Genomic DNA, 12,849 nt, shown 5'->3' with positions numbered 1-12,849 from the left:
TCATGCTTGAACTTAATTTCTCCCAGACGCTGGGGACGCATTGTCTGACGCTCAACGAAACGCTGCCAGCCAGCGGCATCACCGCTATTTTTGGCGTTTCCGGTGCGGGCAAAACCTCACTGATTAACGCCATCAGTGGTCTGACGCAGCCGCAGTCCGGGCGCATCGTGCTCAACGGTCGGGTCTTAAACGACGTCGAGAACGGTATCTGTTTAACGCCGGAAAAACGCCGGGTGGGCTATGTTTTCCAGGATGCGCGCCTGTTCCCGCACTATAAAGTGCGCGGCAACCTGCGTTACGGAATGGCGAAAAGCATGGCCGGACAGTTTGATAAGCTGGTGGCGTTGTTGGGCATTGAACCGCTGCTTGACCGTCTGCCAGGCGGTCTTTCTGGCGGTGAAAAGCAGCGTGTCGCCATCGGTCGGGCGCTGCTGACCGCGCCTGAGTTATTGCTGCTTGATGAGCCGTTAGCCTCTCTGGATATACCGCGTAAACGCGAACTGCTGCCTTATCTGCAACGCCTGGCGCGGGAAATTAATATTCCGATGCTGTACGTCAGCCACTCGCTTGATGAGATTTTGCACCTGGCAGATAAAGTGATGGTGCTGGAAAACGGGCAGGTCAAAGCGTTTGGTTCGTTGGAAGATGTCTGGGGCAGCAGCGTGATGCACCCCTGGCTGCCTAAGGAACAGCAAAGCAGTATTCTGAAAGTCAGCGTGCTGGAACATCATCCACACTACGCGATGACCGCGCTGGCGCTTGGCGATCAGCATCTGTGGGTCAACAAGCTGGAGCAACCGCTGCAAACCGCGCTGCGTATTCGTATTCAGGCCTCTGATGTTTCATTGGTACTGCAACCGCCGCAACAGACCAGTATTCGTAATGTTCTCCGGGCAAAAGTCGCGCAATGCTATGACGACAACGGTCAGGTGGAAGTTCAGCTTGAGGTGGGCGGTAAGACGCTGTGGGCGAAGATCAGCCCATGGGCCAGGGATGAACTGGGTATCAAACCTGGCCTGTGGCTGTACGCGCAAATTAAGAGCGTATCGATTACCGCCTGATTACAGCAGGTGAGAGTAGATAAATTTCGCGATGCTGTCGGTGGTGTTATCACCAATCACGATGTTGGCGCGTGCTTTGACCGCGTCATCCGCGTTGCCCATGGCTACGCCGGTGCCTGCGGCTTCCAGCATGCTGATATCGTTAAAGTTATCGCCAAAGGCAATCACGTTTTCCATTGACCCGCCCTGTGCTTCTATCCACTGGGTCAAGCGTCGTCCTTTACTGTTGCCTTTACGGGCAATGTCGACCTGATCGTGCCAGGACCATTCACACTCCAGCCCCAGATGTTGCTCGACATACCGGCCAAACTGCTGCAGTTTCGGAATATCTTCGTCGGTCAGAGCAAATTTCCAGACGGCGTTAACGTCATGCGCCGCCTGCGCCAGCGAAGGAACTTGGGTGAAGGTCGGGCGCTGTTCCGGCGGCAGCGTTTGTGCCCAGTTAGCAGTACGCACTACATGCCCGGTAGGGCGCTCATACAGCATGGCCTCATCCACATACATCAGCCCGTGGATCTGATGTTCATCCAGCATTTCGATCAGCTGTAATGCCTGGTCTACCGGAAGGGGATCGGATTCCAGCACCTTTTTTGCTTGATAATCATACAAATAGGTACCGTTACAGCAAATTGCAGGTGTATCCAGCGCCAGTGCCTGATAAAAAGGATGAATAGCAACGTGATGGCGACCTGTGACAATGATAAGTTGGTAGCCTGCTTCTCTGGCGCGCGAGAGCGCTTCGAGAGAGGATGGCAGCAAGGTTTTTTTCGGGGTCAAGAGGGTACCGTCTAAATCCAGGGCAATCACGCGTGCGGTCATAGGTTTATCCAGATTAAGGTTGAGAATTATGTCTGTTGGAATGGTACACCGAGACGTGAGCCGGACAAAATTCTGAGCCTTAATTAAGCATTCACCGTTAAAAGCGTCTACCTTAGGCGTGTGTCAGGCAATTGCAGCCACCTGCCAAAAAGCAAAGGAGTATTCATGAAGCAAACCGTTTATACCGCCAGCCCTGAAAGTCAGCAAATCCACGTCTGGAGCCTGAATCACGATGGTTCTCTGACGCTGACACAGGTGGTTGATGTGCCGGGTCAGGTACAGCCGATGGTCGTCAGCCCGGATAAGCGTTACCTCTATGTTGGCGTGCGCCCGGAGTTTCGCGTGTTGGCTTATCGTATTGCGCCTGATGACGGTGCGCTGACCTTCGCGGCAGAGTCTGCGCTGCCGGGTAGCCCGACGCATATTTCTACCGATCATCAGGGACGTTTCGTGTTCGTGGGTTCTTATAACGCTGGCAGCGTGAGCGTCACGCGCCTGGAAGATGGCCTGCCGGTGGAACTGGTTGACGTGGTTGAGGGCCTGGATGGTTGCCACTCAGCCAACATCTCTCCGGATAACCGTACCCTGTGGGTTCCGGCGTTGAAACAGGATCGTATCTGCCTGTTTGACGTAAGCGATGATGGCCATCTGGTCGCGCAGGAACCGGCTGAAGTAACTACCGTGGAAGGCGCGGGCCCGCGTCATATGGCGTTCCATCCGAATAAGCAATATGCCTACTGTGTGAACGAGCTGAACAGCTCTGTTGATGTCTGGGAGCTTAAAGATCCGTACGGCAAAATTGAGTGTGTGCAGACGCTGGATATGATGCCTGCAGATTTCGCTGATACCCGTTGGGCAGCAGATATTCATATCACATCTGATGGGCGTCATCTGTATGCCTGTGATCGCACCGCCAGCCTGATTACGGTCTTTAGCGTGTCTGAAGACGGTAGCGTACTGACTAAAGAGGGTTTCCAGCCTACCGAAACTCAGCCACGTGGTTTTAATATCGATCACAGCGGAAAATACCTGATTGCCGCCGGGCAAAAATCGCACCATATCGCGGTGTATAAGATTGCAGGCGAACAAGGACTGTTGACAGAGAACGGTCGTTACGCGGTAGGACAAGGCCCGATGTGGGTGGTGGTTAACGCGTACTAACAATAGCGACGCCCGTTAGCGGGCGTCGCTATCTTTAAGATTGATTGCAAATACTTTAGCTGTTTCTGCTTGTTTAATTCCCTTCTACAGTAGGCTGGACTTGCGTTTCTGCTGACGATTTAGTTTCTTCCTTTTTTCTGCATTAAATATCACTGAATTTTTGCGTAAAAAATTTTCGGAAAATGGAGCGTTTTTTGAAATTTTCCATTCAAAGAGTATGAGATTCTATACGGTGAAAAGAATAGATTCTACATATATTCTTGCTGTGATTTATTCAAATCATTGATAGTTAAATGGATTATTTTCTGGGGGATAATATGAGCGAAATTTATTTATTGAATGCTGGAAGCCAATGTCGCGCTGTACCTGAAGTACAAAATTCAATTCCGAAACAATTACACAGAAACAAAACGGTAGACAACTTTAGGGATAACATTCAATCTGTATCTAATCTATCAGGCCAAAAACTTTCCAGAGCCGAAACATGTCACACCATTCGACGTCTTTCTGATTGTCGACCGAAAAGTGAAGCTACGGCGACTATTAATGTGCCTCTAAAATCGCAGGTTAGTGTCATGGGAACCTTGACCCTTGATTCTGGCAGCGGTGATGGCAAGGGTACCCTTAATTTACATGTACCAGCTAAACATGTTGGTAATGCTCTGGTCCACTATTCCTTGGTCGAGAAGGATGATGGGACTACATTTGCCAGAACGTTAGACAGAAAAGAGAGAATGACACTCATTGCTGAAAGTGCCACCGATAGTAAAGGAAATAAATTAATCAGTACTAAAGGAATTCAATATAACGGTAAGATCATTTCATGGGATAATATAATTGCCTGGCAGGAGCCTGAGGCAAAATATAGTAATTTTGACAAGCCAAATAATATTGCGAATTTAAAGTTATTTATCCGTGAGAAAAGCCAGAATATCATTCTTAACGAAAATAATGCACTTCCTCTCGGCGTGTTATATGGAAAAGAATCTTTAGAGACACACTTCCCCACACTTCTGGATACATCAAAATATTCTCAAGAGAATAAAGTCAGTGAATATGTAAAATCTCTTGTTCATGAATTTGGCAGTGGTGTTCCTGCCAGGGTTATAGGTATAGGAATAGATGCTGATGTTAAGGAGTTTTTTGGAAAGGATAAGCTGTATCATTTGCAGAATAATATCGATTCTATGTTCCATTATTCCAATGGAAAGAATATAGAAGCGCTACAACAAAGTAAACGCCATGCAGATTCTCAGGCTCTAACGCGGTCTACGGCTAAAAAAAACTACGCGAAAGGGATTGATGCACTGTGTACGGACTGGTCCGCAAAAACAATGAAAGGCTGGACAGATAAAGATAAACTCCGTTGTGCTGCTATTGAGAATGTTATAAAAAAAGGATGGGTTGAAAATATATCACAATCTGATGCGGAAAAATATCTTCCGACAATTTATAGTAGTGATAAATTCAAGAGCTATATTGATACTGTATATGCTGATTCTGGCTATCTATCCGCCTTGAGTACCATGGTTAACAGTAATGATTTTAGCAATATACAAGATGTTAAAGTATTGTCGTCAAGATCGGAAAATATCAAAAAGGCTATTTCTAAGTTAGAGGATATGGCATCCCTGAATCCAAAAAAAATAAAGAGTGAACTGAAACGAAAGGAAATGGAGTTACTCAATCATCTGGAGGATAATGGCATCACGGATGATGATGCCAAAACTTTAGAATACGGACAAGAGATTGGTAAACTAGCCAGACAGTTGAATCTGTTAAAAAATAAAGCATATCGTAAAGAAATTATCTCACTTAAAATAGAGTTGAAAAATATCACCGAAGCAGAACCAGAACCCGGTAGTATAGCGAGTATGGTTGCGGTGTGTCTTAAAAACAATAATGTAGAAAATGAGTTTTCTCAGAAAGGTATTAATACGCTCAGGGAATTGAGAGATAGCAAGATATCTGGGCTTCACGAACTTAAAAAAAAATATGAGCGAGAAAGTTCAAGACAGCAAATTGCCTGGCTGGATAACCACATTGAGTCTTTTGCAGTTAAAGATGCTATAAAAGACTTCTCTGTCGTGAGGTCATACTACCATGACTTATCGCCGAAAGATAAAGTTCTTTTTTTACAACAAGAATCTGCTATGGCGTGGGATAAGTATGCCTCGTATTCAAGTAAAGAACATACATCGGGCAACAGGGAGTTAGCCAGAAAATATCATCATCTGGCAATTACCAGAGAAAGTCAGTTGAAGTATTTGCTTTCGTCAATAGAAAAAATGGTCGATATAAAAGGTGCCGCTTTTACATTTTCATCTCATGCGCTTAGAGAGATCAGCACGCTTAATGACGATAAATTAACTTCTGTAAACGAAATGGCGCTAAGCCATCATCAGAATAAAGAATCTAAAGAACAATGTCGCGCAACTGAGAAACAGGCAAAAAGAGTTAATGAGTTTCTAAAATGGGTTAGTGATTTACCGCAAAATGCAAAAACTAACGCTACAGTAGGGCAACCCAGTCAGCCTGAAGCGAATGAGCATATTGTTGATACACAGACAACTGAAGCTGTAGTGAATCAAGCCAGTGAGCCAGACCTGTTTATCGATATGTTGCCAAGTGAAGAAGAAGTAGAGCAATCCAGTGAATCAGGAGCGGAAGACCCGCTCTTTGAGCTGTTGGCAACCGACGCAGTAGTGGGGCAAGCCACTGAGCCAGTAGAGAAAGATCTGTTTATCGATATGTTGTCAAACGAAGAAGAAATGGGGCGAGCCAGTGAATCTGTAGAGGATACACTGATTGTAGGGTTAAATTCTGGTAAAGAAACCATTGTTTCAAATACATCTACAGTATCGACTGGTTCAACTGTTCCTGTGGAGCCGAATACTCCTGAGTTTAAAATAACATTTAATAATGAAGTATATACGTTAAAAAATGTAAATGCTCTTGAGGAAATGGCAAGGAAAACCTCTGATAGAGCAGAAAAAAAAGAGATGCTTAAAGAAATTGAACGGCAAAAGTCAATTTTTAAAAAAATTAGTATCCCCTATGATGGTGTTGAGTTTACTGAAAAAGGTATGTGTGTCACTAAGTTGGAAAAGCAAGGAGATGCAGAACATAAAAAATTTCTTAAGGTCGAGGTTAAATATTTTTATGACTCCAATGGTAAGCTCGATGAACTTGCAACAGAATATAAACCAATATCTGGCAATGGGGATCTTAAAATACCGGGGGTGAATGGTAAGATTTATACTATTCCTGGTTGTATTTATAAGAAATATGAGAGAGGGTTGGCTGCTTCTCATTTCTATGAGTATTTTAAGCAAGTAGAGGAGGCAAAAACAACCCGTTCTTCACATGAAGGTTTTATCGAATATATTGATTCATTAATAAATGAAAACAGATTTGATTATATAAGAAGCATGACACCATCGGAATTGGATGATTTTCGCGAGCAAGTTGGAGGTATATCTCAGCAAAAGCTGATAGATAGTACTACTAGCAAGATCGAAAGCTATTTTAAGCCGCAAATAGCGGAAAATGAAAATAATCCTGGTCAGGAGAACATTATCAGTATTAATTCTGGTAATAGAATTCCCATTATCAATAGTGAGACTAAAGGTCTTGATCCGAGATTAATGACCATTGTCAATAAGTTTCCGGGTGTTTTTGAAGAATATAAAAATAATGGCAATAACTTTTCAAGCAAAGTTATTTCTGAGTTTTGCAAAAGTAATGAGAGTGAAGTTAGAAATATTCTTGCAGAAAATTATATTGAGTTGAAGAGTGAAGGCGGAATTTTTCTTCGTTTTATGGCAGATCTTTTATTTGTTGCATCCAGGGTAGACTCAGGTGCTCCTTATCTATTGAAGGATGAATCAACCGTACAAATAAAATCGCTATTATCTCCCGACGTTGAAGGTTTCCGTTCAAATGGACTAACATCTATAAAGTTTAAAAATGGAGTTGATTTGCCACTAAATGAATTATTTGTTAAAAAAAGATATAGTGGGGCAGATGTTACTATCGATGTGAAAAATAAATTTAATTACCCCATTATTAATGAAACGACAAGTTTTAAAGATAAATTTATGTGGCAAGAGGAAGTAAAAACCAGTGTTAACAATTCAAGAGTATTACTTGATGTTGTTGTTCCCACTGGTCGTATTGCGCAGGAAGTTATTAAAAATGATGATATCAGTGAGGTGAATATTGAATCTCAACTTTATAAATATGATCTTTCAATACTTGAAAAAATGGGGGTAGATAAAACTCAATTTGTTGAGGTGATTAATAATATTAGATTAAAGAACAGCGGTTTGTTGGAGGTTTATCAAGATGAAAAATATAATTGTGATAATTCTGACGGCAACTCCTACTTTGATTTTAAAATGATTGAAACTAACTCGGATTTCAAGAAGAAATTTAATCAATTTTTTGGAGAAAAGTACTCAGACCCATCACTGGGTAGCATTTCTGCATTTGGTGATAATGAGATAAGTGACGATCTGTCGGATGTGGCGAGACCTAGAGATTATCTTGATGATATGATTGATGCTCTTGTACAAGATGACAATGTTTCACTACCTAAAACGGGTACGGATAAACCCACAGCAGCTGTTTCTGTGGAATCCATGTTGTCACCGGTAAGCGAGAATATTTCGCAGGAGTTGCCGCTGCGAACCTTGGCGCCGTCTCAATCATTGCAAGAAAATAATGTAATTGGCAAAACGATGAGTGGCCGGGAAATCCGCCGTCTACAGGAGTCCTCCCGTTCGCGTGTCAACAACAGCAATGAAATTTATATTCAAAAAAATGAGAAAGTAGTAGAAAATAGCCAGAATACCGACAAAATTAAACGTCATGATGAATCCGTGATATCAACAGATGGTGTGCACCAGTCTCAAAAAGTCAAAGAGACAGTAAATGCACCAAGTTCCGATTTGACGCCTGAAAAATCGCTATCGATTGGTACAAACCTCAAATTATTAATTGGTGATAATGGTAAATATTCATTTTCGCCAGATATTCCAAAGGGATCTGTTCAGTCAATAGACGGCCTCCAGTCTTGGCGAGTGTCTTCTCTACAAAATAAGGTCGATAGCGTTGCTTTTATGGAGCTTTATCATGACCAATTTGTTGATAAAGTTCTCAATTCAGATTTAAAAGATGAAATACTTACTCAAGCTCTTATTCGCTATGTGAAAATAAATATAAATGAAAGTGCAAGTAAATATATAAATAAACATAAAAATAAAACTGATATTTTTAAAGTTGCTAGCTATAAATTGACACCAAGCAAGTCTATTAAGGCTATTGCCCCCAATTTTAATAGGAAAGAAAAAATTGATGCTATGGCTAATATTCTGAAATCAAAGGCTGAATATTTATTGCACAGTAATGAGTTTGCTAATGTAATCCATGACATGGAAGTGCCGAGCGATAAAAAAAATAGTCTGGTGAACATTAAGGCGAGTTATGAAGATTTTTTGTCTATGTATCGTCGTATGCTAGTAGGACCAGGGGGGTTAATACCTGATGAGGGGCTTGCATATCGTATATATAATGGATGTCTTCAGGTAGTAAGAATAAAAGACAATGCTATTACGTCAACCAGTTACAGTCTTTCTGAAGGGACAAAGCCCAAGGAACTGTTTATCCCAAATCTAGTGACTACTAATATGACTATTGAAACCCACGATGCTACTGTTTTAAGTACATTCTTAGATGCTAAAGTTACACCTATGACTGACCCTGCCTTTATAAAGGAGTTATCAATGGATAAATTGATGTCAGATATGTTAGAGCTGGCAAAGAAGCAAGAGCATGATAGGATTGATACACAACTTGATGATAACGATCCACATGTTTTGGAGCCATCATTGAGTAATGAAAATGAAACTGCCGCTGTACAGCCTGCAGATGATTTACTTCAAAGCAAGACTCCAGAACGCGGACTCAGCAGAAAAGAACTCAACCGCCTTTACAGCAACCGGCCAGTGCTGGCGCAATAAAAAGAGTGACATATTCAGGGATGGCGGTAAGCCATCCCTTTTCGCTGTTACTGCTTCGGCTCGGCAACCACTTTGCTACCGATACCGCGGTTGTTGTATTCCCACATGCGGTTGAAGTTGGTGTCGTTCAGGTTGCGCTGGATTTCACCTTTGTCATCTTCCGCACCGGTATTACCGGCAAACGGGCGTTTTGCGATAACGCTGTCAGCCCATGGTTTTGCCATGTTAAAGCCTTCGTTAATCACGCTGTCACGGATAACGACCTGACCGTTAGTGTTGGAATCGACATCCAGCGATCGGCCTAACTGCGCCACGCCATCGCCGCTTGCCGTGAAGCGGCTATTAATCGCCAGGAAACCGTAGTAGATGTTTGACAGAGTAGCCGGTGCGAACACGTAACCTTCCTGCTGCGTACGGGAATTCACAACACGGAAATCGGTGTTCTCGAACACCACTGCGCCACGACCAGAAACGATATCCACATCACCTTCAATGTAGCTGTTGGTTACCAGCGTGCGAGGCTGACGATCGTTTTCCAGACGGTTTTGTACGCCGCTGTTGGTTACAAAGAACGTATTCTGACGACCCAGAATATTGACCTTGTTGATCTGCACTTTATCACCATCGGTACGCAGCGCAACGGCCGGGTGGTTGCCTGCATCAACGCTATCACCCAGGTTGTTTTCGATGGTCAGGTTCTGCAATTGCAGACCGTTGTTTTGCGACCAGACGACGGCAGAACACATCACACCAATATTTGTGCCACGTTTGTTCTGGCAATTATCAAACATATACCACGCAGGTTTACCCGGCATATATTTACCGCCTGGGTTCACCGTACGACGCCAGTCTGCGGTGCTCATGTCACCGTCAATGGCCTGGCCAATTTTTACATCCAGCGGTTTTTCGCCCATACCGTACAGCGTCAGGCTACCCGTTGCTGCCGGGATGTATACCGTGCCCTGATACTCGCCCGGCATAATCGCGATGTACTGACGTTTGTTCGTACGTTTGATGATTGCCGCATCCACCGCAGCCTGAATGCTGGTATGGGTTACGCCCTGAGTGCCTGCCGGGCCAACGACGAAGTCAGGTTGTGCAGGCAGAGAAATTGAAGAAGGGCTCCATGGCGCGGTGTTTGGCGTCAGCGCGGAAAAATAGTGCGCAGCAACGAAGTTTTTCGCTTCATTGGCCGACAAGATCGGGCGCGAAGAGGTACCTGGCGCGGTCTGATCGGAAGGAATTTGATCGGGCGGCGTAGAGCTACAGGCGGTCAGCGTCACGCCAAAAGCCATTGCCAGCGCCAGACGGGAAACTGATGATATATTCACAGGTTGCTCCGGGCTTTGAAAGTTATCCATTAAAGCCTGCTTTTTTATACTAAGTTGAGCGAAACGGGAAGGCGAAAAGGTAAAAAGTTGTTTTTTATCGCAGCAATGTCTGGCGCGGAGAGTCTTTATATCACAAATAGATAACAATTATGGCTCTTCAGGTTGACAACATCCCTATAATAAAAAATAAATGTCTATACAACCTATGACAAGTGGTGAGTCGAATGCAGCAATTCTTCCCTGATGATGTTATCTGGCGCAATGTTCGTTTGGCGACTATGGATCCTGAACGTGGTACCCCATATGGGCTGGTGGATGGTCATGCGCTGATCGTCCGCCAGGGCAAGATTCGCGATATCGTCCCGGAATCATCGTTATATCTCACACATGACAATACTTTTGATATGCAGGGCCGGCTGATTACGCCTGGCCTGATTGATTGCCATACGCATCTCGTCTTTGGCGGAAACCGCGCAGGTGAATGGGAGCAGCGGTTAAATGGTGTCTCCTACCAGCAGATAAGCGCTCAGGGTGGGGGGATCAATGCCACCGTATCGGCGACCCGCAGCGCCACGGATGAACAACTCTTACACGTAGCCCATCAGCGGATGGAACAGCTGATCAAAGAAGGTGTTACGCTGTTGGAAATAAAATCCGGCTACGGCCTGGATTTGCCGACAGAAGAGAAAATATTGCGCGTGGTGGCAGCGCTGGCGGCAGAGAATATCGTTGAAATCAGCCCGACGCTGTTGGCTGCGCATGCGACGCCAACGGAATTCAGGGATGATCCTGACGGCTATATTACGCTGGTGTGCGAGACCATTTTGCCGCAGCTGTGGGAACAAGGGCTGTTTGAGACCGTTGATCTGTTCTGTGAAAGCGTTGGTTTTTCGTTGGCGCAGAGTGAGCGGGTGTTTCAGGCTGCGCAGGCGCTGGGCATCCCGATTAAAGGCCATGTCGAACAACTGTCATTGCTTGGCGGCGCACAGTTGGTAAGCCGCTACCACGGGCTATCCGCCGATCATATTGAATACCTCGATGAAGCAGGCGTGGCGGCAATGAGCCAAAGCGGTACGGTCGGCGTGCTGCTGCCCGGCGCATTCTATTTCCTCAAAGAGCAGCAGCGCCCACCGGTAGCGTTGCTGCGTCAATATCAGGTACCGATGGCGGTAGCGACAGATTTTAACCCCGGTACCAGCCCGTTTATCAGCCTGCACTGGGCGATGAATATGGCCTGCGTTCAGTTTGGCTTAACGCCGGAAGAAGCATGGGCGGGCGTAACCCGTCATGCGGCCCGGGCGCTGGGGCGTCACGACACCCACGGTCAATTGAAGGCCGGGTTTGTGGCCGATTTTGTGGTGTGGGATGCAACACTTCCTGTTGAGATCCTGTATGAACCCGGACGCAACCCGCTCTACCAACGCGTATTCAAAGGACAAATAGCATGACTCACTGGCAACCTGCTTCACCTGCGCTATGGCAGGGACGTGATGACCGGGCCGAATCGCCGAATGCGCTGCGCCTGTTTCAGACTATCACCCAGAGCCCGACGTTTAGCCCAGAAATGTATCGCGAGCAGATAGCGTTGCTCGGGTTTGCCTGCGACGAAGGTGTTAAACGTAATCAGGGGCGCACGGGAGCTGCCGGAGCGCCCGATGTGCTGCGCAAGGCGCTGGCGAATTTAGCCAGCCACGATGGGCATCATCGACTGGTGGATCTGGGAAATATTGTGGCGCAGGCCCCCGATCTTGAGGGCGCGCAGCAGGCGCTACGCAATGCGGTACAGCGTTGCCAGCAGGAAAATATGCGCACCTTTGTTCTGGGGGGCGGACACGAAACCGCATATGCCCATGGCGCAGGTGTGCTGGACGCGTTCCCGCAGGCGAAAGTGGGGATAGTCAACTTCGATGCGCATCTCGATTTGCGCCATGCCGGGCAGGCTACATCCGGTACGCCGTTTCGCCAGCTGGCGCAGCTTTGCGATGAACAACAGCGTGAATTTCACTATGCCTGTATCGGCGTCAGCCGGGCGGCAAACACCCAGGCGCTTTGGGATGAGGCCCAGCGGCTCGGTGTGACCGTAGTGGAGGATCTGCATTGTGATACGGCGCAGGCGCGGTTAGCGCAGTTCATTGCCAATCTGGATGTCATCTATCTGACAATCGACCTCGACGTGCTGCCGGTGTGGGAAATGCCCGGTGTGTCGGCCCCCGCCGCGCTTGGTGTACCGTTGGCGACGCTGCTGAGACTGATTGAGCCTCTGTGTCGTAGCGGTAAACTACAGGCGGTGGATATGGTTGAATTTAATCCACGCTTTGACGATGATGGCCGGGCGGTGCGGGTTGCGGCGCGATTAGGCTGGCAAATCGCCCACTGGTGGCACTGACATACCTGATGGCGTTGCGCTTATCAGGTTCGGGTAATGCCTGTAAACTGTACCCACTCACATTTTTA

The 12,849-nt window shown here is 46.1% G+C and carries 7 protein-coding genes; 5 read left to right on the top strand and 2 right to left on the bottom strand.

The annotated features are described in order from the left end of the window. Positions 1-2: 2 nt before the first annotated feature. Positions 3-1,061 carry a molybdenum ABC transporter ATP-binding protein ModC gene (gene modC / locus SK39_RS04065; protein ID WP_003837092.1) on the top strand — a complete coding sequence of 353 codons (1,059 nt, stop codon included), beginning with the start codon at positions 3-5 and terminating at the stop codon, positions 1,059-1,061. Here the strand turns inward: modC and SK39_RS04060 are convergent, their stop codons facing one another. Further along, complete coding sequence (locus SK39_RS04060; protein ID WP_048216686.1) at positions 1,062-1,880, bottom strand: pyridoxal phosphatase; 819 nt, start codon at positions 1,878-1,880, stop codon at positions 1,062-1,064. It lies immediately after the preceding gene. Between the two features lie 165 nt (positions 1,881-2,045). On the opposite strand from SK39_RS04060, the gene pgl reads away from it, so the two are divergent. Next, complete coding sequence (gene pgl / locus SK39_RS04055; RefSeq protein WP_048216685.1) at positions 2,046-3,041, top strand: 6-phosphogluconolactonase; 996 nt, start codon at positions 2,046-2,048, stop codon at positions 3,039-3,041. Between the two features lie 317 nt (positions 3,042-3,358). Then, positions 3,359-9,064 carry a hypothetical protein gene (locus SK39_RS04050; RefSeq protein ID WP_231593813.1) on the top strand — a complete coding sequence of 1,902 codons (5,706 nt, stop codon included), beginning with the start codon at positions 3,359-3,361 and terminating at the stop codon, positions 9,062-9,064. Between the two features lie 47 nt (positions 9,065-9,111). Here SK39_RS04050 and SK39_RS04045 read toward each other — a convergent pair whose 3' ends face one another. Beyond that, positions 9,112-10,395 (bottom strand): putative acyl-CoA thioester hydrolase, encoded by a 1,284-nt coding sequence (locus SK39_RS04045; RefSeq protein ID WP_003837077.1) that lies wholly within the window; start codon positions 10,393-10,395, stop codon positions 9,112-9,114. 224 nt (positions 10,396-10,619) lie between these two features. Here SK39_RS04045 and hutI point away from each other — a divergent pair, with 224 nt between their 5' ends. Both hutI and hutG read left to right on the top strand, forming a co-directional pair. Next, positions 10,620-11,843, top strand: coding sequence for an imidazolonepropionase (gene hutI / locus SK39_RS04040; RefSeq protein ID WP_032938576.1), 1,224 nt, complete (start codon positions 10,620-10,622; stop codon positions 11,841-11,843). Beyond that, positions 11,840-12,781, top strand: coding sequence for a formimidoylglutamase (hutG, locus tag SK39_RS04035; RefSeq protein WP_048216683.1), 942 nt, complete (start codon positions 11,840-11,842; stop codon positions 12,779-12,781). The genes hutI and hutG overlap by 4 nt, the downstream gene beginning before the upstream one ends. Positions 12,782-12,849 lie beyond the last annotated feature (68 nt).

It is taken from the genome of Citrobacter sp. BIDMC107, assembly GCF_001037575.1.
In the GTDB taxonomy this organism is placed as follows: Bacteria; Pseudomonadota; Gammaproteobacteria; order Enterobacterales; family Enterobacteriaceae; genus Citrobacter; species Citrobacter freundii.
Note: the sequence above shows the minus strand (reverse complement) of the source record. Positions and strands in the feature narration are given on the sequence as shown.